Origin of the sequence: Marinobacter sediminum, from assembly GCF_023657445.1 — a bacterium.
GTDB lineage: Bacteria > Pseudomonadota > Gammaproteobacteria > Pseudomonadales > Oleiphilaceae > Marinobacter > Marinobacter sediminum_A.
The window spans coordinates 2333832-2359075 of record NZ_JAGTWY010000001.1 but is presented as its reverse complement, the minus strand read 5'-3'; the positions used below and the strand labels follow the sequence as shown (position 1 = coordinate 2359075).

Annotated in this window: 28 protein-coding genes; 20 read left to right on the top strand and 8 right to left on the bottom strand. The window is 52.5% G+C overall.

The window, feature by feature from the left end:
• The first annotated feature begins 98 nt into the window (after positions 1 to 98).
• From ureG to rho, 10 genes are all read left to right on the top strand, one after another.
• Complete coding sequence (gene ureG / locus KFJ24_RS11265; RefSeq protein ID WP_070964516.1) at positions 99 to 737, top strand: urease accessory protein UreG; 639 nt, start codon at positions 99 to 101, stop codon at positions 735 to 737.
• Positions 738 to 781: 44 nt separating this feature from the next.
• Positions 782 to 967, top strand: a complete 186-nt coding sequence (locus KFJ24_RS11260) for a hypothetical protein (RefSeq protein WP_250831185.1) — start codon at positions 782 to 784, stop codon at positions 965 to 967.
• 206 nt (positions 968 to 1173) lie between these two features.
• Positions 1174 to 1956: a nuclease-related domain-containing protein gene (locus KFJ24_RS11255; RefSeq protein ID WP_250831184.1), complete on the top strand. Its 783-nt coding sequence runs from the start codon at positions 1174 to 1176 to the stop codon at positions 1954 to 1956.
• Positions 1957 to 2149: 193 nt separating this feature from the next.
• The gene (locus tag KFJ24_RS11250; RefSeq protein ID WP_250831183.1) at positions 2150 to 3103 is read left to right on the top strand and encodes a COG2958 family protein; all 954 of its coding nucleotides are present in this window, start codon (positions 2150 to 2152) and stop codon (positions 3101 to 3103) included.
• 90 nt (positions 3104 to 3193) lie between these two features.
• On the top strand, positions 3194 to 4165 hold the full coding sequence (locus KFJ24_RS11245; RefSeq protein ID WP_250831182.1) for a PIN domain-containing protein: 972 nt from the start codon (positions 3194 to 3196) through the stop codon (positions 4163 to 4165).
• A 174-nt stretch (positions 4166 to 4339) separates the two neighbouring features.
• A complete protein-coding gene (locus tag KFJ24_RS11240; protein WP_250831181.1) occupies positions 4340 to 5245 on the top strand; it encodes a retron St85 family effector protein in 906 nt (301 codons plus the stop codon).
• A gap of 151 nt (positions 5246 to 5396) precedes the next feature.
• On the top strand, positions 5397 to 6386 hold the full coding sequence (locus tag KFJ24_RS11235) for a retron St85 family RNA-directed DNA polymerase (RefSeq protein ID WP_250831180.1): 990 nt from the start codon (positions 5397 to 5399) through the stop codon (positions 6384 to 6386).
• 74 nt (positions 6387 to 6460) lie between these two features.
• The gene (locus KFJ24_RS18260; protein ID WP_250831179.1) at positions 6461 to 7261 is read left to right on the top strand and encodes a DUF4145 domain-containing protein; all 801 of its coding nucleotides are present in this window, start codon (positions 6461 to 6463) and stop codon (positions 7259 to 7261) included.
• Between the two features lie 383 nt (positions 7262 to 7644).
• Positions 7645 to 8118: an alpha/beta fold hydrolase gene (locus tag KFJ24_RS11225; protein WP_250831178.1), complete on the top strand. Its 474-nt coding sequence runs from the start codon at positions 7645 to 7647 to the stop codon at positions 8116 to 8118.
• Between the two features lie 53 nt (positions 8119 to 8171).
• Entirely contained in the window at positions 8172 to 9143 is a 972-nt protein-coding gene (rho, locus tag KFJ24_RS11220) for a transcription termination factor Rho (RefSeq protein WP_250831177.1), read from the top strand.
• A gap of 207 nt (positions 9144 to 9350) precedes the next feature.
• Here the strand turns inward: rho and KFJ24_RS11215 are convergent, their stop codons facing one another.
• Complete coding sequence (locus KFJ24_RS11215) at positions 9351 to 10031, bottom strand: arginine N-succinyltransferase (protein WP_250831176.1); 681 nt, start codon at positions 10029 to 10031, stop codon at positions 9351 to 9353.
• A gap of 152 nt (positions 10032 to 10183) precedes the next feature.
• Positions 10184 to 10351 (bottom strand): hypothetical protein, encoded by a 168-nt coding sequence (locus KFJ24_RS11210; protein ID WP_250831175.1) that lies wholly within the window; start codon positions 10349 to 10351, stop codon positions 10184 to 10186.
• Positions 10352 to 10692: 341 nt separating this feature from the next.
• Between KFJ24_RS11210 and KFJ24_RS11205 the strand changes: the two genes are divergently transcribed.
• Complete coding sequence (locus KFJ24_RS11205; RefSeq protein ID WP_250831174.1) at positions 10693 to 11355, top strand: hypothetical protein; 663 nt, start codon at positions 10693 to 10695, stop codon at positions 11353 to 11355.
• A gap of 35 nt (positions 11356 to 11390) precedes the next feature.
• On the opposite strand, the gene KFJ24_RS11200 is transcribed toward KFJ24_RS11205, so the two are convergent.
• Together KFJ24_RS11200 and KFJ24_RS11195 are read right to left on the bottom strand one after the other, a co-directional pair.
• Positions 11391 to 11894 carry an MOSC domain-containing protein gene (locus tag KFJ24_RS11200; protein ID WP_250831173.1) on the bottom strand — a complete coding sequence of 168 codons (504 nt, stop codon included), beginning with the start codon at positions 11892 to 11894 and terminating at the stop codon, positions 11391 to 11393.
• A 37-nt stretch (positions 11895 to 11931) separates the two neighbouring features.
• A complete protein-coding gene (locus KFJ24_RS11195; RefSeq protein ID WP_250831172.1) occupies positions 11932 to 12684 on the bottom strand; it encodes an SDR family NAD(P)-dependent oxidoreductase in 753 nt (250 codons plus the stop codon).
• A gap of 266 nt (positions 12685 to 12950) precedes the next feature.
• Between KFJ24_RS11195 and KFJ24_RS11190 the strand changes: the two genes are divergently transcribed.
• Both KFJ24_RS11190 and KFJ24_RS11185 read left to right on the top strand, forming a co-directional pair.
• Complete coding sequence (locus tag KFJ24_RS11190; protein ID WP_250831171.1) at positions 12951 to 13622, top strand: c-type cytochrome; 672 nt, start codon at positions 12951 to 12953, stop codon at positions 13620 to 13622.
• A 19-nt stretch (positions 13623 to 13641) separates the two neighbouring features.
• On the top strand, positions 13642 to 14634 hold the full coding sequence (locus tag KFJ24_RS11185) for a c-type cytochrome (protein ID WP_250831170.1): 993 nt from the start codon (positions 13642 to 13644) through the stop codon (positions 14632 to 14634).
• A gap of 47 nt (positions 14635 to 14681) precedes the next feature.
• On the opposite strand, the gene KFJ24_RS11180 is transcribed toward KFJ24_RS11185, so the two are convergent.
• Positions 14682 to 15584, bottom strand: coding sequence for a formate/nitrite transporter family protein (locus tag KFJ24_RS11180; RefSeq protein WP_250831169.1), 903 nt, complete (start codon positions 15582 to 15584; stop codon positions 14682 to 14684).
• Between the two features lie 367 nt (positions 15585 to 15951).
• Here KFJ24_RS11180 and KFJ24_RS11175 point away from each other — a divergent pair, with 367 nt between their 5' ends.
• Together KFJ24_RS11175 and KFJ24_RS11170 are read left to right on the top strand one after the other, a co-directional pair.
• A complete protein-coding gene (locus KFJ24_RS11175) occupies positions 15952 to 16296 on the top strand; it encodes a DUF3302 domain-containing protein (protein WP_250831168.1) in 345 nt (114 codons plus the stop codon).
• A 3-nt stretch (positions 16297 to 16299) separates the two neighbouring features.
• Complete coding sequence (locus tag KFJ24_RS11170) at positions 16300 to 17427, top strand: HlyD family secretion protein (protein ID WP_250831167.1); 1128 nt, start codon at positions 16300 to 16302, stop codon at positions 17425 to 17427.
• Between the two features lie 39 nt (positions 17428 to 17466).
• Here the strand turns inward: KFJ24_RS11170 and KFJ24_RS11165 are convergent, their stop codons facing one another.
• The gene (locus KFJ24_RS11165; protein ID WP_250831166.1) at positions 17467 to 17649 is read right to left on the bottom strand and encodes a hypothetical protein; all 183 of its coding nucleotides are present in this window, start codon (positions 17647 to 17649) and stop codon (positions 17467 to 17469) included.
• Between the two features lie 68 nt (positions 17650 to 17717).
• On the bottom strand, positions 17718 to 18566 hold the full coding sequence (locus KFJ24_RS11160) for an MOSC domain-containing protein (RefSeq protein ID WP_250831165.1): 849 nt from the start codon (positions 18564 to 18566) through the stop codon (positions 17718 to 17720).
• Positions 18567 to 18707: 141 nt separating this feature from the next.
• Between KFJ24_RS11160 and KFJ24_RS11155 the strand changes: the two genes are divergently transcribed.
• Together KFJ24_RS11155 and KFJ24_RS11150 are read left to right on the top strand one after the other, a co-directional pair.
• On the top strand, positions 18708 to 20261 hold the full coding sequence (locus KFJ24_RS11155; protein ID WP_250831164.1) for an OmpP1/FadL family transporter: 1554 nt from the start codon (positions 18708 to 18710) through the stop codon (positions 20259 to 20261).
• Between the two features lie 463 nt (positions 20262 to 20724).
• Positions 20725 to 21108 carry a hypothetical protein gene (locus KFJ24_RS11150; RefSeq protein WP_250831163.1) on the top strand — a complete coding sequence of 128 codons (384 nt, stop codon included), beginning with the start codon at positions 20725 to 20727 and terminating at the stop codon, positions 21106 to 21108.
• Between the two features lie 59 nt (positions 21109 to 21167).
• Here the strand turns inward: KFJ24_RS11150 and KFJ24_RS11145 are convergent, their stop codons facing one another.
• The gene (locus KFJ24_RS11145; RefSeq protein ID WP_250831162.1) at positions 21168 to 22076 is read right to left on the bottom strand and encodes a LysR substrate-binding domain-containing protein; all 909 of its coding nucleotides are present in this window, start codon (positions 22074 to 22076) and stop codon (positions 21168 to 21170) included.
• 91 nt (positions 22077 to 22167) lie between these two features.
• On the opposite strand from KFJ24_RS11145, the gene KFJ24_RS11140 reads away from it, so the two are divergent.
• From KFJ24_RS11140 to KFJ24_RS11130, 3 genes are all read left to right on the top strand, one after another.
• Positions 22168 to 23295, top strand: a complete 1128-nt coding sequence (locus KFJ24_RS11140; protein WP_250831161.1) for a TauD/TfdA family dioxygenase — start codon at positions 22168 to 22170, stop codon at positions 23293 to 23295.
• A gap of 10 nt (positions 23296 to 23305) precedes the next feature.
• Positions 23306 to 23929, top strand: coding sequence for an HD domain-containing protein (locus KFJ24_RS11135; protein ID WP_250831160.1), 624 nt, complete (start codon positions 23306 to 23308; stop codon positions 23927 to 23929).
• Positions 23930 to 24116: 187 nt separating this feature from the next.
• Complete coding sequence (locus KFJ24_RS11130; RefSeq protein ID WP_250831159.1) at positions 24117 to 25154, top strand: sodium:calcium antiporter; 1038 nt, start codon at positions 24117 to 24119, stop codon at positions 25152 to 25154.
• Positions 25155 to 25244: the final 90 nt, after the last annotated feature.

Here is a 25244-nt window from a genome sequence, read left to right as displayed (position 1 = left end):
GGAGCTCAAGCGCACATGGATGTGCTTGAAGCGTTTTTCAAAAAGCTCTTGCTACTTGCCGACCTACTCGGAGCACGAAAACAACGAGGAGATGGAACATGAAACATTGTCTGAGAGTTGGAGTGGGGGGGCCGGTTGGTTCCGGCAAAACCGCCCTGCTGCGCCAACTGTGCAAAGCCCTGAAAGACCACTACGACATCGCCGTCGTCACCAACGACATCTACACCAGGGAAGACGCAGACTTCCTGCTGAAACACGATGCCCTGCCCGCAGACCGCATTCTGGGCGTAGAAACCGGCGGCTGCCCGCACACCGCCATCCGTGAAGACGCCAGCATGAACCTGGCCGCCATCGACGACCTGCAAAGCCGGCACCCTAACCTGGAACTGGTGCTGGTGGAATCCGGCGGCGACAACCTTTCCGCGACCTTCAGCCCGGAGCTGTCTGACCTTACCCTGTATGTGATCGACGTATCCGCCGGCGACAAGATCCCCCGCAAAGGCGGGCCCGGTATTACCAAATCCGACCTGCTGATCATCAACAAGATCGACATTGCCGAACAGGTACACGCCTCACTGGATGTGATGGAACGGGACAGCAAGAAAATGCGCGGCGAACGCCCCTTCGTGTTCACCAACCTGTATGACGGGGTAGGGCTGGAGACGATTATCAGCTTCATTCTGGAGCGGGGCATGCTGCCGGAGCGCCGGCCTGAGAAGCTTGCTGAAACCGCCTAAAGAAACCGGATTTTGAGTTTTAAACGAACGACGGAGAGACAACCATGAAACTGACTAACCGACTGACTCTGACTGCCAGCCTGCTTCTGGTCTCTGGCGCTGCCTTTGGTCACGCCGGCCACGAAGCTCTTGGCGATGGATTGCATATTGAGTACCTGTTTGCCATAGGAGCAGCCGCCATCGTTGCTGTCTATGGGCTGAAGCGAGCCAAGCGTGGCGGGAAAGACTGAGATTTTTATCGGTAGCGCCCTCGCGGTTCTACCTTGAGAGATCCTAAAAACACTGGAAAACAGAAAGCTGTGCAGGGTGACTGCACAGCTTTTTTTGTGGCATAAAAAATATGTTTTTTTGTAATTGGCGCAGAAAAACGCACTGAGATGGTCTAGTGTAGGTAGCTACTTGCTATGGAAGCACCGAATGTTAGGGATAACGGACGATGGACCCCTCAATACTGATTCAGCCTCTTTTACACTTCTGGTATCTGATACCCCTCGTATTGCTGGTCACCATACTGCGTTCTCCATGGTTCAAAGGCCAAGTGGGAGAGTTCACTGTTAATGCTTCAGCTCGACTCTTCCTCGATAAAAACCGCTACCACCTGATCAAGAACGTCACCCTGCCCACGGAAGACGGCACCACCCAGATCGACCACATCATTGTTTCCCGGTACGGCGTATTTGTGGTGGAAACCAAGAATATGAAGGGCTGGATCTTTGGTAACGCAAAACAGCGGTATTGGACCCAGAAGATCTTCAAGTACTCGCAGAAATTTCAGAACCCGCTGCACCAGAACTACAAACACGTTAAGACACTGCAAAACCTGTTGGACCTGAGTGATGAGCAGGTGTTTTCCGTAGTGGTCTTTGTGGGGGATTCCACATTCAAAACGCCCATGCCGGAGAACGTGACCCACGGTGGTGGGTATGTCCGCTATATCAAAGCCCAAACCGAGCAGCGGCTGTCGGATGTTGAAGTTGAGAAGGTGATCGAGGCCATTGAATCCGGGCGGCTGGCGGCTACGTTCAGCAATCACCGGAGGCACGTGGCGCATGTGAAGGAGGTCGTGGCGAAGAAAAACAGTGAGCCACGATGCCCGAAGTGCCAGGGTGAGATGGTAAAGCGCACGGTGAAGCGCGGAGAGAATATTGGGAAGGAGTTTTTTGGCTGTAAGGCTTTTCCCAAGTGCCGGGGGATCGTTGGTGCTTCGTTATTGCAATAACGAAGCTGTCAAATGATTACGGCGAGATCAGAGCATTAGCGCAGCGTAGCGCATTGATTTAAGTGGTTTAGTTGGCGAAATCTGAGTTTTTGGTTCTGAGCTTTTATTGACGCTCAAATGATTGCAATAACGAAGCGCGCTATCTAATCACTGTTAGCTTTTCTGATTTTGGCTTTTGAGTAAGGAATAAAGTTTGTCCAAATTATCACAATCACAAAAAGTGGTTCAGTTTCTCCGAGACAATCCAAAAGAACGTTTCAGTGCGCGGGCTATTGCTGAAGCAATCGTTAATCTTTACCCAGGTGACTACGCAGAAAAACGTAATAATCCGAGATTTGTCGACGAAAAAGCATTTGTCACTCAGATTGTTGCCGAAATAGGTGCTCAAAAGGATCAAATTGCGAATCAAAGCCCCCATGTGTTTTGGCAGGATAAGCCTCGCCCGAGACTGTACTGGTATGACCCAGATAGAAAGACGACGGATATTCCGGAGGTTTCTGAGTTTGATGGTCCTGATAACGAGGAAGTAGAAGTAGATACTGCACCAGCTACGAACCACATATTGTCAGAGCATGAGTTGTATCCATTACTGATTGAGTACCTCAAAACGGAGCTGAAACTATACTGCCTTCGAATAGATGAGAAACGTTCCAAAAATTCAAGAGGTAGCGGTGGCAATCAATGGTTGCACCCAGACATAGTTGCGATGCAGCCCATTGACAAAGAATGGAATGAATTAATTAGAAGCTGTGTAAAGCAGGGCGCAGGGCAGAGTGTCCGCCTATGGTCTTTTGAGGTAAAGAAAGAGCTGAATGGCTCTAACGCCAGAAAGAGTTTTTTTCAAGCTGTAAGCAATTCGAGCTGGGCAAATGAGGGCTATTTAGTAGGCACATCTATTGCCGATGCAAATACTGAAAAAGAATTGAGGATGTTATCTGCGTTACACGGAATTGGTGTAATTTTGCTCAACCCTGAGAACCCAAGTGAAAGCGAGATGATTCTGCCTGCGCGTTCCCGTCCAGATGTTGATTGGGAGTCTACAAACAGAATACTAATAGAGAATGAAGACTTCCGTGATTATATCGAGCTTGTTTCAACCTACTATCAGACTGGACGAGTCCGCGCCAGAGATTGGAACAGGGCGTAAAGCTAACAAGGCGCTGCTGTCGGACAGATTTTCCGCTGCGCTCCAAATTTGCCGCAGAGCGCGGCGTTAAGCAGGAGAGGATTCCACCTGGTGAGTATCAACATATTTATCGATACAAATATTTTCCTGTCTTTTTACCATCTCTCCGATGATGACCTCGAAGAAATTCGAAAGCTGAGTGTGCTTTTGGAAAGAGACGAAGTCAGGCTTTGGCTGCCCCAGCAAGTAAAGGATGAGTTTTTCAGAAACAGAGAGAATAAGGTCCAGGACGCGATTAAGCGTCTGAAGGACCAAAATAAAAAAGTATCTTTTCCGGTTTTTTGTAAAAGCTACCCTGAATTCGATGAGATTCGTGAGCTACAAAATAATTTTAACAAGAAAATGAAAGACCTAGTAAGTAGTCTGGAGTCCGACATTGGAGGGCGGAAGCTAGAGGCTGATGAGGTTATTGGCGAGCTCTTCCAGAATGCGAAGGAACTGCCCATAGGTGACGGAGTCATCAGCAAGGCAAGGTTTCGAGTTGATGTGGGCAATCCGCCTGGAAAAAATGGATCTCTCGGCGATGCAATAAACTGGGAAGTTCTGCTTTCTCAGGTGCCTATGGGAGAGGACCTGCACTTAATAGCCGATGATAGGGATTACTATTCTGTATTGGACGAAAACTTATTGAAAGATTTCTTGATTGATGAGTGGTCCGAGACAAATAAGTCCGATGTTATTTTTTACAGGAGGCTATCTCAGTTCTTCAAGGACCATTATCCAGATATTCGAATGGCTAGTGAGCTCGAGAAAGAGCTTGATATTAAGTCACTCCGTGAAAGCTCCAATTTCTCAGCAACGCACTCCGCGATTGCGAGACTTTCGTCCTACGACGATTTTTCTTACAGCCAAGTGAATGAGTTATCAAGAATCTTGGGCAACAATGAACAGGTGAACTGGATAATATGTGATTCTGACGTATTTGGATTCTACGCTGACTTGGTTAATAAGTACCGCGAGAGAATTGAGAGCGAATACATTCAAGCAGTTGAAGCTCATTTGTGGTCATGTGCCGACGAGTAGCATGCTTAACAAGCGGCTGCACGGCGACCGATTTTTTGCCGCTCTTTGGCTCCAAGCCGGCCATAAAGGTAATCGGGGAAGATCTGCTTTCTGTAGCCGTTTTCAGGTTGTTACTGGTGTAAAATATATCTGTTTAGGTTATTCAAAACACTATTGACTTTGTATGGAATGATCGTGGAGAAAAATCTTAGAGAAAAGGATCTAAATCAGGTATCAAGAATCGTGAAAGATCGAATATTTGTACCTCGTAGCGAACGGAAGGTAACAGTGTTCCTCTGTGGAGGGGAAGTTACAAACGAGCACAACGCTCGCTCAAAAATGGCTAGTATTTTCTCAAAATATCCTAGATATGAAGTTTTGTACCCAGAGGATCTGTTCGACGATTTATTAGCGGGCCAAGGCCAGCACAGCTTACTAAAGCTTGAGAATATTCTAGCTGAAAGCGTTGATGCTATCGTTCTGTTCCCCGAAAGCCCTGGATCATTCGCGGAGCTCGGAGCATTCTCAAATAATACTAAGCTTGCAAATAAAATGATAGTGGTGCCCAACCAAAAATTCAAAAGTGACAAGAGCTTTATTAATTATGGTCCGATTAGACTCGTAAAGTCATCAAAGTCGGGGAAGGTTACTCAGGCAAATTATGAAAAAATGTCGGAAAAAACGGAGCAGCACCGTTTATACAGAAGGGTTAACGATTACATTACCAACATAAAAAAGCTGTGCCCTGTTCAAAAAAATGTTGCTAACATTCTCGAGACGGAGAATTTTATTCTTCCTTGTATTTACCTGATAGATGTAATCGACATTTATGGGCTCTATAGATTAATGAAATATGCTACCTCTCAAGATGATTCATTGTGTGAGATAGCAACGAGATCCGCTTTAGGTCGGCTCGCTCAAAAGAGACTGATTACAAGAACGTCCTCAGGTTTTCAGGTTACAGCAATCGGAAGGGAGTATGTTCGCGCTACGTTTCGATCAACGTATCTCGATCGAGCGAGAGTCGAGATTCTTAACGCGGAAAATCGTAGAAATTCATCTGTCTCGTATGATAGGGTTAGTTTCGGCGCTCACCTTTAGCGAGTGAACCCTTGGGTTCACTGGGTAGTGTTTCGCTATCCTGCATTAAATCTTGCACAATGCCGAATGTAACTGTGCCTGTCACGAAAAACGTATTTTTCGCGCCCGGCACAGTTACATCCGTTTCTTAAGTCGTAAAGGTGGGCGCCACATGACTTCCTACAACATATATCGCCTAAAGAATCTTGGGCTTCCTGCCCTCAAGGATATAGACGATCTCGCAGCGGCAGTACGATTATCCCCAAGTAAATTGTCATATTTTTCGTATAGAGCCCGTTATCTATATAAGGTATATGAAGTCTCTAAAAAAGACGGAAGAAAAAGGGTTATTGCTCAACCAAACAGAGAACTTAAGGCTGTCCAAGCATGGATATTGCGGAGTATCCTTGACAAGCTCTCAACATCTCCTCATTCGAAAGGGTTTGATTTGGGCACCTCAATTCTAGAGAATGCAGCCCCACATCAAGGCGCAAACTATGTCTTAAATCTTGATTTAGAGAATTTTTTTCCCAGTATCAAAGCAAGCAAGGTTTTTGGCGTTTTTCGCTCAGTTGGTTACAACAAAAATGTGAGTAATCTGCTGACTAATTTCTGTGTATTTGACGGCTGCTTACCTCAAGGCGCGCCTACATCGCCAAAATTAGCTAATTTAATCTGTGCAAAGTTAGATGCAAGAATTCATGGTTATGCTGGGCCTAAAGGTATTGTCTACACGAGATATGCTGATGACTTAACACTCTCCGCGCAGTCGGCACATAAGATTGAAAAAGCAAGACACTTTCTGGGAACTATAATTAGCTCCGAAGATTTTAAGATAAACAAGAAGAAAACTAAGGTTTGTGGTACGAAAAGGCAAAAAAAAGTTACAGGGTTAGTTGTCTCGCAAAGTGGTATTGGCATAGGGCGGCAAAAATTACGCGAAACAAGAGCAAAAATCCATCATTTATTCACGGGGAAAAACCAAAATTACAATCATGTAAATGGGATGCTCTCGTTTATATATAGCGTAGATAAGAAGTCTTATGGGAAGCTTTATCGTTTTATAGAAACCATGAAAATTAAGTATCCTGACTCTCCAGCCTATAATAAATTACATAGAAAATCGATAAAAAGTCATCAATCAGTTGGTCGTGCGTCCTAGTGTACAGGTGTTTTTTTGAAGTAAATTATTAAATATATATGATGCATGATTAACTTATTTTTCCTGAGGCTGATGTGACAATTAATACTGACATTTGGAAAAAGTCGCCCCCCTTTTCAGTCAACTCTTTGCCGAAATGGCCCTGTCCATTTTGTGGTAAAGGAACTTTGGCCATAGACTATAAAACCTTAAAATTTAAGAAATCTAAGCGCCAGTTTGATCCAGATTATTTCAAGATGGATGATTTTGAAGATAATTTTTTATTAGGCGTTTTAACGGTTTTATCAACAGCAATCGAGAAAGCTTCATGGGTTCAATCAAGATTCGTAGGTTTTCTTGACTGTAAGAGCTGTGGTGACACTGTTTCATTTACTGGGCGCGCTGAAATATACAGAAAGAATCCGCAAGAAAAAATCGATCGACCTGCTAGGTTATATCCTGAATTCTTTTCTCCAAGTATCCAAGTTTTTTCGTTGAGTGAGCTATATCCAGAGAATGTTAGAAAACTTTTGCTCAAGTCGTTTTCGTTGATGTTTTCTGATCCTGCATCTGCTGCCAATATTGTTCGACGATCATTAGAGGCACTCTTAGATGAGTTGGAGGTGGAGAAAGTTAATGGGAAAGGGAAGAAACTAAACTTGTTTCAACGGATTGCGTTGTTTGAACATCAGGTTCCTGATTTGACCGGTATGCTAAACGCTATAAGATTTGTTGGAAACGAAGGCAGTCATTCGGGCGATGTTTCAAGAGCTGACTTAATGGATTCGTATGAAATTTTGGACTATGTGCTGGATGATCTCTATTTGAGATCTAAGACTAGAGCAAGGGTTCAAAGACTATCTCAGAAAGTGTCGTCGTCCTATAGTAATAAATAAGCGAAGAAGCTGGACAGATATAGCTTCGCGGCTTCTCTTGTGGTTCAGAGTTAATTCGAGTCACTACCAACGCTTCCTGTACTGCGGTTGATACCTGCGGCCAGCGCACAGAATGGATCCTGTGTTTCAAAAGCAAGGAGAGGCTGATGCCAAGACGAGCCAGGGTGATCGTGCCCGGTTTCCGCTCTCTATTTCGAACAAGTGTACAGAAAACGCAACAAACGCCTCTCGGTAGTTAACGTATGAAAGAAACCGGGACAGATTTATTTCCCGTTGCGAAAGCCTCGTAATCGGCCCTTCCAGCGTGATCCAATGATACTGTCCCTCAGTTCCCAACGTTTCACGCTTTGAAACCTCCGCGTTAATAAAAGGGCACCGGCTCCATGCAACACCCGCAAAGCACTGGCATGAAAGCGATTGACTACGCTGACCACAAATTTCTCCAGATCCATGGCGCTGAATACTGTTATCTGGAAGCGGGCAAGGGCCCTATGGTGCTTCTGATTCATGGCTATCCGGATAACGCCTATTCATGGGAACACCAGATTCGCTTCCTGGCGCAGAACGGGTATCGCGTCATAGCGCCGTTCACCCGGGGCTACGCACCGACTCGCACGGCGGAGAATGGTTACTTCGATTGTGCCACCCTCGCGCTGGATATGGCGACTCTGATTGATCACCTGAACGATGGAAAACCCGCCTTTCTGGTTGGGCAGGACTGGGGCGCCGCGATCAGCTACGGGGAAAACCGGGACAAAAACCGGGACAGAATTATTTTGTGCACACTGGTTTTTTGCCTTGGGCTGTCTTTGTCGAAAATGGTGTTCAGCAATCCGTTAGGGCTTCTGTTTTTTTGACGTTATCAGCCCATTTCTAAAAATATCTATCAAACAAGAGCTATCAGACAACCATGACGAGAAAGACATTAGGTTTAACCGGAAGACGAAAAAAAGACCCTAAACCAGTGGCTACGGAAGCCGAAGCTATGGTTGAGGTGGAAGGTGAGGCTGATCCACAAAAACGTTTTTTAAATGCTGTGGCTATCAATCCAACGCCGGGGATTCGCTTGGAGTCAGGTTCAGAAAAACTCACGGTGCGCGCGATGGATTTGATCACGCCGATTGGAATGGGGCAGCGAGGTTTGATAGTGGCACCGCCGGGGTCTGGAAAATCGACGATCTTAAAACATATTTGCCAGGCGGTGGGAAAGGCGTATCCCGAGATTAAACTTTACGCGTTATTGATAGATGAGCGACCCGAAGAGGTCACTGATTTCAGGCGTAGCGTCCCGGCTGAGGTACACGCTTCTTCTTCGGATGAAAGCTATGCTCATCACGTTCGCGTTGCCGATGAGCTTCTTGATATCGCCCGCCAACAAGCGGGCGAGGGTCACAACGTCATGATTGTGATTGATTCTCTCACCAGGCTTGCGCGTGTGCATAATGCGGAGCGAAAGAGCAGCGGTCGTACTATGTCTGGCGGGGTGGATGCTCGAGCGATGGAGATCCCGCGGAGGTTGTTTGGCGCTGCACGAAACATTGAGAATGGCGGCTCGCTGACCATTTTGGCAACCGTTTTGGTGGATACCGGCAGCCGTATGGACCAGGTTATCTTTGAGGAATTTAAGGGCACGGGGAACATGGAGCTGGTTTTATCGAGAGACGTTGCGAATCAGCGAATCTTTCCCGCGCTGGATATTTCGAAAAGCAGTACACGCCGTGAAGAGCTGCTGTTGGACCCAAAAGATTTAGACAAAATAAGAGCATTGCGCCGGGCGCTTGGCGGTCTCAAACCGCTAGAGGGCACAAAAAAGTTGGTTGAGCTGCTTGAGAAGTACCCCACAAATGCCGAGCTTCTGAAAAACATCCCCGGGCCAGGATGATGATGCGTGTGAGTGCTGACCTCATTCGTTAGGTCGTTACATAGTCTTTACCTTTCAGCGCGAAGCCCCTGCGGGAACACCGGGACAGATTTATTTTCCAGTTTCCGCATTGTTCCTGGCAGGCCAGCAATTGCCGGCGCCGGCCTTAGTGAAGTTTTAGCAGTGCATCTTCGATGTCGCTGCTGTCTTCTGGGCGGACGACCCGCGCTATTCCTTAAGCCGGACAAGCAACCGGCCATCCTCAACCTGTATATAATCCACACCCGCTGCAAAGGATTGCCAGAATCCCGGGTTGGCGCCGAACTCGTTAACCAGGTCCACATTCTTGAGGTTACCCAGCCAGGCATTCGGAATGGGTACGCCCATGAGGCTGACGCCTTTTAACTTAACCAGGGGTCGACCGTTGGCAAAGGAGAGTTCTACACCAGCATTTACTCGCAGGGTTCTGCCGCCGAGTACAGGGAAGTCCTCTTCAAGAGGCACCAGAAGGAGGGCACTCAGCAGATTGTCCGAAAGGTCGACTGCGAGTCTCTGAGCCAGGTCGGTGTTATTGGCCAGCATACCGTTGAGTTCCCGCTCGCTGAAGCGTACCTCCCGGCTGGCGCCGTCCTCGCTGTAGGGTACCGGCTGCAACGGGCGGCCGGATTCGCCGCCCTGGGTATCAATGCCCAGAGTATTCAGCTTGGTGTTGAGTGAATCCTGTTCACTGGCATTCAGAGTTACGGGGTCGAAGTTTTCAGGAAAAACATAGTGGCTTAACCACCAGTAACCAACGCCTACGGTGGCAACGATGGTGAGCAGGACAATGCCAAAGACGTGGAAGCCACTGAAGCCCTTCTTTGCGGGCGGCGGCGCTGATGCTGTTTTATCCTCGGTTGTCTCACTCATTGCCAATGTCACCTGATTGCAGTTTGCATCCTCTGCCAGGCTTCTGCAGACGGCGGGTTATCTGCGTCGGTAGTCCTGTCAGAGCATGTTTGAGGTAGGCATAGGGAGCCATGCCTCAAGGAGAGGTTTGTAGGAACGTTACACTACGTTGCTTAATCGCCTTTTTTGAATTTGGCTTTGCAATTGCCGCTCATGCACATGGTGCAGTAGTGCTCGCGGTCTTCGTGTTTGGTGCCCTCTGCGATCGTGATACCGCAGCCGTTGCAGAGCAGGATGGCGACGTCGCCTTCAAATTTTACAATTGCGTGTTCGTATTCCATAAGACCGTTCGTGAGAACCCCCTTCCTTTGAGGCGGGGCGGGATAGCTTGTCGGCGTACGCCGACCCTTTTCTCACACTCCTTTCGACTGAGCTATCAAGCATTAATGTAACTACTGTTCGTGCCAGACTTATACGCACTCACAGGATACTACGAGGATCGCGTCGGGTCAGGCTGCTGGTAAGCGATCACCCCTGGTAAGCTGTAATGGAAACCCGGGACAGATGTATTTCGCCGCTTCTTTGATGGCTCAACTCTGGCTTGTTGTTATGGTTTTGACTGGCAGGTCGTGACCGCTCAAAATCGGGACAGGCCTATTTTCTGAAAGCGTTAGACATAATCATGCACAGCAGCAGCCTCCGAGGCACCGATTTCAAAATCACGCAGGATGGCGAGGCCATTCCGCACGCGGACCTGTTTTCGTCGTTTCAGGATACGGATCGCCTTGGCATCGTTGTCCCTCGTCGGTTTGAGGGCATTGGTGCAATGACCCTCATCATGGCCTGCGTCACCGCGTTCTATGACCGCTATCGCGAGCGCGGGCCAGAGTTTTATGCCTACCCGGATTTCTTTACGTTTCAGCGAGAGGCCCCCTGTGCCGACTATGGCATGTTCGACATCTGGCCAACCCACAAGAACGTCTACGTTCCACACGAATCGCAGCAGACCGCCGAGGCCATTACCGGGCGGGGCGTGAACGTTTTACTGGTTCCCGACAACGACGCGCGGGAGGTTGCGATCTCACCGGTTGAACGGGAAAGCGCCAGGCGCAATGTCCAGCGCTGCTTTGCCTACTCCGAGTCCGGTACTGCGGCGTCGTCCGATCTTGTCATCGAGTGCCGGAGTGAACTGCTCCGCGATTATGCATTGTCCGTTCTCGACTCCCTGCCTGCCGACGAGTCGGTGCTGGAACAGCGCAGGCAATGGGAGGCGCGACTGGCCGGCGACACGCTGCGCCAAACGTTTCGCACGTTGGACCTTGATGATGCTTTGCGGAGGATCTGACGTGAACAATCGCCGACTTCGTGCTCCCTGATGACTCAGGGCTGGGATATTAGTAACGCCTGCACTTCGTCACCACGAGCCAGCTCACCCCCTTCAACCACCCGCGTAGTAATGCCGCCATGCCCACGCATGGCGTTGTACCCACCGGGCCCCAGGGCCGTCTCCATCTTGCTGCAGGGGTGGCACAGGCCCGTGTATTCCAGCACCACACCACCAATCCGGAACCTTTTGCCTTTCAGGGCCAGCAGGTTCAGGCCAGAGACGACGATGTTGCGCCGGAAAACCTCGGGTTCAATGCCTTCTCGCTGCAGGCAAGAGGCAATGGCATGCAGGTGTTCTTTCTGGATCAGGGTCACCTGCCGTTTGCTGGTATCGCGGCCCTTGAATCGATCTCCGTCCAGTCCTTTGCCCGGGGTAACCGTCACCCTCTCGAGCACCTGCATGCGTTCACCGCGTGCAGGGCGGATTCCAATCCACTCAACGCGGCCGCATTGAGGAAGTGTGTCCAGCAGGGTTTGAAGTGGGGTCGATTCGGGCATGGGCGTTATAAAACTCCTTGGGCGATGAGTTGGTGGCTCAGGACAGGACCTGGCCGCCGTCCACCACCAGTGTCTGGCCGGTAATCCAGCGGGCCATATCGGAGGCCAGGAATAACGCGACGTCGGCGACTTCCTCCGGCGTGCCCAGGCGCCCGAAGGGAATCCCTCCGCGAATACGCTGGTAGAGCTCTGGATTGTTCTGCCGGGCCTGATCCCACACGCCGCCCGGAAACTCGATCGAGCCAGGTGCAATGCCATTAACACGCACTTTATGCGGGGCCATGGTCACCGCCAGGCTGCCGGTGTAGTGAGCGACCGCGGCCTTGATGGCTGCGTAGGGGGCGGTGCGTGTCGAGGCGTGCAAGGCGGCGATGGAGGCAATATTGATGATCGTGCCCCCGGTTTCCTTAAGCGCCGGCAGGCAGATATGGCCGGCGCGAACCGTGCCCATCAGATCCACTTCAACACTGCTCAGCCAGCCTTCTTCGTTGTCCTCCCGCCCGAACGCCGAGGCGCAATTGACCAGCACATCCAGGCCACCCAACTCGTCCATGGCGCTCTGCAGATAGGTCTCCAGCGCGGTCTTGTCGCTGATGTCGCAGGGGGCCAAATGCAGCGCCGCCAGCCCCTCGCCTGCCACCTCTTCCGCCAGCGCGTCCAGGGACGCCTGCCCGCGTGCGCATACGGAAACGCGGGCACCGGCTCGGGCAAATCCCAACGCGATGGCCCGGCCAATACCTTTGCTGCCGCCAGCGACGATGACGCGCCGGTCGTTGAAATCAAACGTCATTGAAGGCTCCTGTTTTCCCGCAAGGTATCGTCTCGCCGCTGGGGACCTCGAACTCTTTTGTCTAGGTTCCCTCTTTGAATTTTGCTTTGCAATTGCCGCTAGGCTGAACGGATACCCAGCTCTGAAAAAATAGATCTGTTCCGGACTATGCTGGATGGATTAGTGGTACCAGAAAGTGGCGCAAGGGACTATGATTTTAGTATGTGTCCAGCTAGATGGCTTTAGGCTGGGAGACAGGGTTATATTTTTGGCCAGGAGGCATCTTGATGCACGGTCGCGACGGCTTTACGTGTGGACTGTTTGGTTTCTCACTTCTGATACTGTTGATGCCCACCATAGGTGCGGCCAACGAAGCAGGGAAAAAACTGGCGCAACAGGGCGGTGAAGGGGTGCAAGCCTGTTCTTCCTGTCACGGCGCGCAGGGCGGTGGGAATGCAGCCGCCGGATGGCCGCGCTTGGCGGGGTTGAATGCCGATTATATGGCCCAGCAACTCACAGCAATGGCTAACGGCACTCGGAGTAACCCGATTATGGCCCCCATCGCCTCTGCGCTTTCAGAACAGCAGCGTGGGGATGTCGCGGAATACTTCGCCAGCCTGAAACCTCCGACCATGGCACCCGGTGGGGAAGTGGATCAGAAAACCCTGCATCGGGGGGAGACGCTCGCTCAGCGCGGAGACTGGCAACAGGGTATTCCCGCTTGTACCTCCTGCCACGGCCTCCAGGGTCAAGGCGTGGGTGTCGCTTTCCCATCGATTGCGGGGCAACCGGCAATGTACCTCCAAAACCAGATCAAGGCCTGGCAGTCCGGCAGCCGCCACAACGACCCCAATGGCTTGATGGCATCGGTTGCAAAACGCCTCAGTGACGAAGATAGCCAGGCGGTGACCGCCTGGTTTGCCTCGTTGCCCGCCAAACCTTCCAATAACGATCAATAATCCGACCTGAGAGGCCGCCATGACAGCAAAGGACAGCAAACACCCCCTTCGTGGCATCCGGAGTCCGCTGTTGCCAGCGGTCCTGGCGCTCTTTGTACTTTCAGTGAATGCCCAGGTTGATGAGACGCTCACTGAGCAGGTGGAACTTGAACCGGCTCCAGAAGCCGGTGCGGAGGGGTACCATCAGCCCCCAAGCCTCGACGATATTCCCGAGGGGCCGTTCGGTGACAGCGTGCGCAGCGGTTGGGAGGCATTCGTGAATACGCGCCAGCACCCGGAAGCCAAGCGCTTTGTGGGCAACAAGCAGAATTGCGGCAATTGCCATCTGGCCGGCGGTCTCGCCGCTAACTCCGCTCCCATGTGGGGCGCGTGGGGTATTTATCCTAAATACCGGGGCAAGAACGATCACGTCAATACCATGGATGAACGTATTCGCGGCTGCTTCACCTACTCGATGAATGCGAACAGTTCGGAGGCCGGGGGGCCACCCGAGCCCGATAGCCAGGTGCTCAAGGATCTGCAAACGTTCTTTTTCTGGTCGGCCCAGGGGGCACCTATTGGCAAGAATCTGCCTGGACGCGGTTATGCGGCTGTTCCCGAACCCCAAAACGGAAGCAGCGTGAGCCGTGGTGAGGAGGTGTACCAGAATCAATGCAGCATTTGCCATGGCAGTGACGGCAGTGGAAAATTCGCGGACGATGGCCGCCAGATTTTCCCGCCACTTTGGGGTGCCGGAGCCTACAACTGGGGGGCTGGAATGCACCGGATCAACACAGCGGCTGCCTTCATCAAATACAACATGCCTCTTGGGAAAGCCAGTCCTGTGGAGAAGGAAGCCGTTCTCACGGACCAGCAAGCCTGGGATGTGGCTGCCTACATCAACAGTCACGAACGGCCTCAAGATCCCCGGTGGGAAGGCAACAAGGCTAGCACGGACGAGAAATGGCACACGCACCAATGCCTCTACAACGAGACCGTTAGAGGACATACGTTGGGCGACGGCGCGGGTTAGCGACACCGATTAACCAGCCAGTGTGGATACCAGTGCTCGGCGCTGCATCACATTTCTTCGTGAACCTGGGCGTAGGCCAGCATCGCGAACAGACCTGTACCACCGATAATGTTGCCGATGAGTACCGGGGAAATATGATAGATCAGGGCGTTGAAGACGCTCATTTCCCCACTGAGCACTAGCGTGAAAATCTCGTTTGACCCGGCAATCACATGGGTAAAGTCACCCGCCGCAATCAGCCAGGTAAACATGACGATAACCAGCACTTCGGATCTCTTCGCCGAAGGCAGCATCCACACAATAGCCGCTATGAAAAAGCCGGATGGAATACCGCGCAAAAGTGCCTCGGCCGGAGTCAGTGTTGCCAGGTGGCGCGACATCTCCAGGATCGCCGCGAGGGTGTCGGCGGGAAGGATGCCCCCGTAGACGGCGATGGCGGCGGTAATAAACGTGCCACAGACATTGGCCCCAAGCACGATTGCCCAAAGGCGGGCACTGCAATAGAACCGGTTGCGCGTCGGCTGGGCCAGAACCGGCAGCACGACGGTGATGGTGTTCTCGGTGAACAGTTGAAGCCGGCACAGGATCACGAGGACAAACCCGAACGAGTAGCCCAGGCTTGCAATCAACGTTAGGTAGGGGTGATCTGAGCCCAGATTGGCTCGGATAATGCCCTCGACGAGGACCGAGGTCGAAATCCCGAGACCTGCTGCCACACCGGACCACCAGAGCGAGCTTTTCGGGCGCTTAAGCTCATTTTCGCCCTCGCGCAGGATGATAGAGTAGACAGTCAGCGACGATAGATTGGTATGTTCGGCTACGGCCTCACGCTCTTTCCGAGTCAGCGACTTTTCGCTCGGCGTCGGTGTCTGTTCGCGGGATTCACGATCCTGGGCCTTGACTCGAGACTCTTGCTCGTCCGCAGCCTCCCTGGCTTCCCTGTCATTCATTCAACTGTTCCTTTGCTATCCAGAAACGCGTGTGTTGCTGCAAGATGGAGCCCGCCGAAAAGTTGTCTTTGGTATCTATGGTAGCTTAGATGTTTTAACCGAACACAGCGCAGGCCGCGATTGTGGTGGGAAGAATGCACGAGCTACTGCCGGGAGAAGTCTTTTCGCATGCTTGGGGGGACTGAGATGTAGGCAGATATAACTTTTTGAATCGGCTCGGGTAAAGGAAGTCGGGACAGGGTTATTTTGGCGGCTCTATAAGCGGATTTTGCATGCGTCAGTGATTAGAGTGTACTAATCTGAACGTGGATCTGATACTGACCACGGCTCATGTCAGAGATTTGCTATTGGTGAAAAGGAATCGCTAATGCTCAGTTACGTCGCTCTGTTCTTGTTGATTTTCGTGGTTTTAGTGTTGTTTTATGGCGTCATTGCCATCCACGACATTCCCTACGAAATTGCCAAACACCGTGATCATCCCCACCAGGACGCTATTCATGTAGCAGGCTGGGTCAGCTTATTTACCCTGCATGCTATTTGGCCGTTCCTGTGGATCTGGGCAACGATTTACCGGCCCGATCGTGGTTGGGGAATGCAGCATTCAGCGGAGCGGCAATCTGCGGATGAAACCCTGTTGAACGAGCTGAATAAAAAGCTGGACGAGCAAGCCAGGCGTCTGGAATTCCTCGAGCAGAAGCAGGGAGCTGAGTAACTTATGGACCTTCTTCTGCTTCTGACCTATTCCGCTATCTGTATTTTTATCTTCAAGGTATTTCGAATTCCTCTCAATAAATGGACTGTCCCTACTGCTGTACTTGGTGGTTTGGTTCTTGTCGGCACGCTGGTGTTGTTAATGAATTACAACCACCCGTTTACCCACAAGGCGAGGCAGGTTTTCGTGGTGACTCCCATCGTGCCGGAGATTAAAGCCAGGGTCGTAGATGTTCTGGTATCGCCCAACACACCCCTTCAGCAGGGGGAGCCCATGATCGTTCTCGACGACACTCGGGTCATGGCCCGTATCCGCCAGCTGGAAGCCCAACTGGCAGATACAGGCCAGGGTGTGGCCTCTAATGTCGCCAGTGTCTCCGAGGCCCGTGCCAGAGTCGCTCAGGTGACAGCGATAAGGGACCAGGCGTTGCAAACCCTGCGCCGGTACGAAGGGGCGGCCTCCGCTTTCAGCCAACAACAGATCGACACCCAGCGTCAAAGGTTGGTGGCCAGCAATGCAGATCTCGATGCGGCCAGGGCGGCATTGGAAAGAGCGGAGGCGCAGCTGAGCGGCTCGGTGGATGGCCAGGATCCGGCCGTGGCGGCCATAGAGGCTCAGCTGGAGGAAGCTCGTTTTGATCTCGAGAACACCATTCTGCGGGCACCAACGGACGGCTTCGTGACTCAGTTGGCGGTTAGGCCGGGAATGATGGCGGTGCCGTTCCCGCTCAGGCCAGTGGCCAACTTTGTAAATAAAGAGGAGCGCCGTTTCGTGGCTGCTTTTCGCCAGCAATCACTGTTGCGCCTGAAGCCAGGGTACGAGGCAGAGCTGACCTTCACCGCGTTGCCCGGCGAGGTTTTTCCAGCCCGGGTGGTTGAGGTGCTTCCTGCCGTCGCAGAAGCACAGCTCGCTGCGGGGCAACAGTTAATCGGTGGCGAAGCGTTCCGGAGAATGAACAATGAGACGCTGGTTGTCCTGGAAATGGAGGATGTCAGCGCGATCGAGGATCTACCTCTTGGAGTCAGTGCCCAAGTGGCGGTGTATTCCGATCACGTGAGTCATGTGGCGATCATGCGCAAGATCCTTCTCAGGATGTTGAGCTGGCAGCACTACCTTTATTTGGACCACTGATCCTCAATCCGTTCGATCATCGCGGGAACCGGGACAGATCTATTTTCCCCCTGCCCGTTCCCGCCGAATCAGCAGTACCAAAGCCAGTGCCGCCAGTGACCCCATCACGGCGGCGAAGGTGATGCCGGTCGTCATTAGGCTGGTCATGCTCGCCATCAATCCCAGGCCGATTACCGGCACCGAGATAGCGATATAGGCCACGACAAAGAACGTGGATGTCACCGCTGCCTTCTCCCTCGCAGGGCTGGCCGCAGCGATGGAAAACCGGGACAGATTTATTTTCTGGTGTCTTATACCAGATAGATTACATCGCCCGCGTGGATGGTGCCGCCGGTAACGACATCACCGTAAACGCCAAGATTCTGATCGGCATCGCGAACAATGCTGCGCAGTATGGTTCTATCCTCGGTAAAGCCCTGTTGTTTTCTCACCACGGCTCCGCAACGTGGGGCGCCTTCACTGAGCTTTACCGTAACGTCACCTATTACCAGTGAGCGGCCAAGCCACTCCTGTTCGGCTAATCCGGATATCTCCGGTAAGGTGTCAATCATCAGGTTGGGCCGAAACCGTTCTATGTTCCAGTCGGAGCCGGTGTGGACTGATCGCATATGGTTGAGGCTGGCGGTAGTAATCATGTGAAACGGGGACACCAGAAAAAAACTCCCGAGTAACGACACATAGGTTTGCATCTCTTCGGGCAGATTATCCAGATCCGGCAGCGGCTCGCCGGGTTCTCTTTCGAAGGTTGCTTTCAATTCAGCCAGCCAGGAATGTTCATCGCGCTTGAAACGCTGATAGAACTCCGGGTCACTTTTGGGGCGTAATGATTGCAGCTTGCTCTGATGGCCCACCAGTTGCGAAATTTTGTCATCTACATCGCGATCAGAGCTGAGTCTGACATCGCCATCCGGAAAGAGAATTTCGACCGTTCCCTGGCTATCAATGGCCTTGCAACGGCACTGCAACAACTCCGGGCGAAACTTGCAGCTCTGAATCTCCTGGCGCGCGACATCCTGAACGGCAAGAATCCGATCCCCGGAAACACCCATCGATCCGATATCTGCTTTCGTCAACGATTCGCCAGCCATGCCTTTGACTGGGTAGCGCCACACAGACGAGACGGTTCCGATCTCGATCATCGCTTCCTCCTTATCTGCCAACAAGGTAAATCAGAGATAAGGCATAGCCCATACGTTATTTAACCCATGCACCAGGCGGCGACGGAAAACCGTAGTAAAACCGGGACAGATCTATTTTCTCGCCAGCACAGAAAGGATTCTGTGCTTCGAAAACAAGGAGAAGCTGATGCCAAGACAGGCCAGGGTGATTGTGGCCGGGTTCCCGCCCGGAGGTTCGCCAGCGCACCGACCATCAACATGGATAGAAGTAGTCTGATCCTGTTCGGGCATGAACTGGGTGACCGGTCTGTGAGGGTATGCCTGAAATCAGACAATCAGGAATACGCGTACAGGGAGAGTCAGATGAACACATCCTTCAAATCTGCCGCCGCATTCATTGCTGTTGGTGCAGTCGGGCTTGCACCCACGGCCTTAAACGCAGCCTCTTTCCAGATTCTCGAGCAAAGTCCCGCCCGACTGGGCACTGCCTTCGCGGGAACAGCCTCTATCGCTGACGATGCTAGCACCGTTTTCTTCAACCCTGCGGGCATGGCCCGGCTCGACGGTCGCCAGATCTCGGCGGCGGGACACTTGATACTGGTCGAGTCCAAATTCACCAACACTGGCTCTACTGCGGCGACGGGTGGCCCGTTGCCGGGCAAGGACGGCAAGACAGACAAGCCGGGATTTGTGCCGAATTTCTACTACGTGCAGCCATTGGCTGAGCGCTGGTGGTTTGGTTTAGGCATTAACGCCCCCTATGGCCTGGCCAGCGACTATGACTCCGACTGGGTTGGCCGATACCATGCAACCGAAAGCGAGCTTTCGGTCATCAGCATCAACCCCACACTGGCGTACGCCGTCAACGACCAGCTGTCGCTAGGGTTCGGCCTGAGTTATCAGCGCGCGGAAACCACACTCCGGAATCAGGTTGACTCCTTCAACACCTGCATTGCCGCTGGCGGTTCCGGTGCCTACTGCATGGGCCTACATGGTGGGTCGGGCAATCAGGCGTCGGACAGCAGTGCCAAGGTCGAGGGTAATGACAGCGACATCGTTGCTGATCTGAGCATCCATTGGCTGCCGCTTCCACAAACACGCATTGGACTGACCTGGCGCCAGGGCGCGAACTTTACCCTGGAAGGTGATGCCAGTTTCACCCCGTCTTCAAGCTGCGCCGCAGACCCGTTCTGTAGCGGCACACTTCAGGTATTGGGTGGCAGTGTCGAAGCCGATGTCGAGCTACCGGACACCATTACACTGAGCGCATCACACCAGCTCAACGAGCATTGGCAGCTCCATGGCGATGTGGCTTGGACCGAATGGAGCACCATACAAGAAGTCAATATCGTCAACATCAGCAACGGCGTGTCCGTGACAACGCTGGACCTCAACTACGACGACACCATGCGCTACGCCGTCGGAGCGAGCTTCACTCCGGATAATGCCTGGACATGGCGTTTCGGCGTTGCGGTTGATGAGGCACCTCAAACGGACAAGCAGTATGTGTCACCCCGGATACCGGATGCAGATCGCGTCTGGGTGAGCACGGGCTTTAACTTCGCTTTCTCGCCGGACGCCTCGGTGGATGTCGGGTACGCGCACCTTTTCATCGACGATACCCGGATTGACTCCGTTCAACAGGGCAATCAGCTTGCGGGTCAGTTCAAGGCCAATGTGAACATTATTGGCGTCCAGGGTAACTGGCGGTTTTAATGATGCTTGATTTAGTTCCCTTTTTTGAATTTTGCTTTGCAATTGCCACTCATGCACATCGTACAGTAGTGCTCACGGTCCTCGTGTTTGTGGCCCTCTGCGATAAAGATGCCGCAGCCGTTGCAGAGTAGGATGCCAACGTCTCCTTCAAATTTTACAATTGCGTGTTCGTATTTCATAAGACGACCCTTCTTTTGCATTCCTTCCGACTGAGCTATCAAACATTAATGTAAGTGCTGTTCGTGCGAGACTTTCACGCACCTACATGTTACTACGAGGCTCGCGTCGGGGCAGACTGCTGGTAAGCGATCACCCCTGGTAAGCTGTAACGGAAACCCGGGACAGATTTATCTCGCCGCTTCTTTGATGGCTCAACTCTGGCTTGTTGTTATGGTTTTGACTGGCAGGTCGTGACCGCTCAAAATCGGGACAGGCCTATTTTCTGAAAGCGTTCGACATAACCATGCACAGCAGCAGCCTCCGAGGCACCGATTTCAAAATCACCCAGGATGGCGAGGCCATTACCGGGCGGGGCGTGAACGTTTTACTGGTTCCCGACACTGACGCGCGGGAGGTTGCGATCTCACCGGTTGAACGGGAAAGCGCCAGGCGCAATGTCCAGCGCTGCTTTGCTTACTCCGGGTCCGGTACTGCGGCGTCGTCCGATCTTGTCATCGAGTGCCGGAGTGAACTGCTCCGCGATTATGCATTGTCCGTTCTCGACTCCCTGCCTGCCGACGACTCGGTACTGGAACAGCGCAGGCAATGGGAGGCGCGACTGGCCAGCGACACGTTGCGTCAAACGTTTCACAAGTTGGACCTTGATGATGCTTTGCGGAGGATCTGATTTGAACAATGGCCGACGTTTTGGCAATGAGAAACCGTTATGAAACTGTGCCCCCACCGTTAAGCTTTAGCTTCGTTTAGCAGCCACTCAATCACGTTACCCACGGCAAAGGTTGAGCGGTAGTTGGAACAAATCATGTAACCACGCTCAGACGACGTTAGTTTTGGGCCCAGCGCGATCAGCTTGCCCTCTTCAATGAATTGGGTAATTAACCCCTTCCACCCCAGGCACAGCCCCTGGCCTGCAATAGCTGCCTCCACAATCAGTGGGTAGTTGTTGTAGCGAAATGAAATAGGGAAGTCAGAGGGTTGAACGCTCAACACCCTGGACCAGCTTTTCCAGTTTGGCCACCTCGGATCATCGACGTCCTTGTGCAATAGGGGCATGTCTCTCAGATCACTAAGCTGCTGCCCCGGTGTTAACCCCAGTTTGTCTGCCAACGCAGGCGAGCACACGGGAAACACCTCTTCTTCAATAATCAGTTGTTCAAATTCGTACCTGCCGACGTGATGAGAATAGTGAAAGCTGATATCGGCCTGAGAACTGACCAGATCCGACAGGCTGTTGGTGGGCTGTATCTCGAACAGATACTCGGGAAAGGCTTGTTGCAAACGCTGCAATCGGGGCATCAGCCAATGGAATGCAAATCCAAAATAGGCATTGATGGATATCTTGATTTGGGATTCCTGAAAGTCGCTCCTGGCAGACTCAGTTGCTCGCAGAATAGTCGATAATGACCCCTTTATTTCATTATAGTACCGCGAGCCTGCCATGGTTGGCGCAATCGGCTTCTGTTCTCGATTGATTAAAATGCCGCCCACCACGTCTTCCAGCGCTCTTATTCGCTGTGAAATAAGCGGTTGACTGATGGACAGTTCTTCCGCCGCGTGCGTCATCGAGCCATGTCTGATGGCTGCTTCAAAAGCAATCAGGCTGTGTAGTGTTGGTGTTTCATTGCGCTGCTTCATAACAAATATGCATGGTTTAGTTAAGTGTTTGCCACTGTAAAACACAGCGCATCTTATTGATACTCGCCGCCTGATTTTTGGGGGGCGAACAATGCAAGATACACGAACCGTGGAATACCGAATTGATGAACACCAGGCACAGGTACTGGCGTCGATCGATGGGAAGGAGTTTGCGCTTCCCGCGCTGTGGTTACGGGAGCGTTGCCAGGACGCGGAGAGCCTGGATCCGGTTACCCGGCAGCGTTTCTTTGACCCGCATCAGTTGGATGAGGATGTAGCTCTGGTGCGCGTGGAAAAGAAAAAAGAAAACCTGGCTCACTTGTCGTTCAGCGATGGGTACAGCGGCGACTACAAGCTCAGCGAATTTGACGGTGACTTTGATTTGCTGGACGGTGATCCCGCAGACGTGCCGTGGAAGAGTGATATTGATAAATCACTGTTTCATGTGGATTTGGCGTCGCTGCAAACCGACGAGGGGGTCATCAAGGCAATCGAGACTTTTCTCACCTATGGCGTGCTGATCATTAACAATGTGCCACAGGAACGGGACGCCATCATGGATGTGGCGGAGATTTTTGGCCACCTCAGGGAAACCAATTTCGGCAAATACTTTGAAGTATTCTCAAGGCCGAAATCCAATGATCTGGCCTATCGTTCGGTGCCTCTGGGGCCACACACCGACAACCCCTACCGCGATCCCATGCCGGGCATCCAGTTGCTGCACTGTCTGGAAAACCAAACCACCCAGGGGCTATCGACCCTGGTCGATAGCCTGTCGGTACTCAGGCAATTAAAGCAGGAGCAGCCGGAGGGCTACCAATTGCTCAGCGAGGTGCCGGTGCGTTTTCGTCATTTCGACACTGACGTCGACCTGATAGAGCGCCGCACCATTATTGAATCCGATGCCAACGGCCGAGTGACCGGCATCGCCTATAGTCCCAGGCTGGACTCTTTGCCGCTGCTGAGTCCCGACGATTTGGTGACTTTTCACCGGGCACGCCAGCGCCTGGGCCAGCTGCTGTGTTCGCCAGAGTATCAATGGCGCTTCCGGCTGGAGCCCGGTCAGCTGCAGATGTTTCACAATACTCGGGTGCTGCATGGCAGAACCGGGTTTGATCCCAATGAGGGGCTGCGACATCTGCAAGGCGCCTACATTGACGTTGATTCGCCCAGAGGCCGTTACAAGGCACTAAAGCGCAAATTAAACAGCCAGCAGTAAGAGGTTAGACATGCAGACCGTTCAGTTTCGTCAGATGAAAGAGGGTACAAAAGAAGAGTACCTGTTTCTTGCCAGGCATGAAGAGGAGTACGCCAAAGGGCTGCCGGACAGAATCCTACAGGCACTGAAAAACCTCGAAAACACGCTTTCCGGGTATCTGGTGTCGCGCCTGGAGCATTCATTGCAATCAGCAACCCGGGCAGAGGCCGATGGTGCTGACGAAGAGATGATTGTCGCGGCGCTGATTCATGACCTGGGCGACGATTTAGCGCCCCATAATCATTCGCAATACGCCGCGTCGATACTGCGCCCCTATGTTCGCCCGGAAGTGACCTGGGTTATTAACCAGCATGGGTTGTTTCAGAACTATTATTACGCCCATCATCTGGGTGGCAATCCCAACGAGCGTGACTATTTGCAAGATCATCCCTGGTATCAATCCTGTGTGGATTTCTGTGAAAAGTGGGATCAGTCTTCATTCGACCCGGACTACCCCACGAAACCACTGGAATATTTTGAGCCAATGGTGCGGCGTATATTCACCCGCCCAGCATTCGACCCGAGATACGTGGGCGATCAAACCATGGGGAAAAGCGCGGTCGATATTGCAGGGTCTGGCGTTGGGGAAGCCTAGAGGCGGAAACCGACTCGCGGCTTCTTTGATGGCTCAACTCTGGCTTGAGTCACTACCAACACTCTCTGTACTTCGGTTAACATCGGCTGCCAGCGCACAGAACGGATTCTGTGCTCCAACAGCAAGGAGAAGCTGATGCCAATACAGGCCAGGGTGATTGTGCCCGGTTTTATACGGGAGGGCGGTGGTGTCGATAGCGGATCCGGACAGCTGGACGCTGTTACAGAGCATCGTGGTTTTCAGTATCTGTGCCCTGGTGATTGCTATCGCGGGGACACGCATCACCCGCGTGGTCGACCAGCTTGCCGACCGGACCGGGCTGGGTGAGGCGACGGCTGGAGCCGTGCTTCTGGGGGCAGCGACATCCCTGAGTGGTTCGGTGCTCTCGGTAACTGCAGCCTACCGGGGGCATCCGGAGCTGGCTGTCAGTAATGCCCTTGGGGGCATCGCGGTACAGACCTTTTTCCTGGCCATTGCCGACATGGTCTACCGTCGTGCGAACCTGGAGCACGCGGCTGCCTCAGCTCCGAACATGATGCAGAACGGACTGCTGATTGCGCTCCTGGCGTTGATCCTGTTGGCCCCGAACTTGCCGGATGTGACCGTCTGGAACATACACCCCGTTACCCCGATACTGCTTGGCTTCTATTTCTACGGCACCCGGCTCATCCAGAGTGCCGGCAAGAAACCCATGTGGCGCCCCTTCATTACCGGTGATACCTGGCAGGACGAGCCGGATAGCAAGAGCCAGTTGTCATCGTTGAGCCGTCTCTGGATAGAATTCGCGGTGCTTATGGCAACGCTCGGGGCGGCCGGTCTGGTACTGGAGCCCGCCGCCACGACCATCAGCTCGGAAGCCGGGTTGAGTCAGACAATCGTCGGTGTTCTGCTGACAGCGATCAGTACGTCCATTCCGGAGCTGGTGACGTCAGTTGCCGCGGTAAGGCGGGGCGCGCTGACACTCGCGGTGGCTGGCATCATCGGCGGGAATGCCTTCGATACGCTTTTCATGGCCGCCTCGGACATCGCCTACCGGGACGGCTCGATCTACCACACGATGACCGCCGACTCGGAACGTTGGGTCGCACTGACCCTGTTGATGTCGGCTATCCTGATCATGGGTCTGATACGCCGACAACGCTATGGTGTCGGACGAATCGGTGCAGAGAGCCTGGCAATCATGGTGCTCTATGGGCTTGGTGTGGTGTTGATGTTCATCGGTTGAATTGGGCGTTCAAACAAGTCGCGTAAGACGAACGGCTTTCAACCGCCGCTTCGCTCAGATGAATGTCATCGCAGACACCCACAGCAAGAT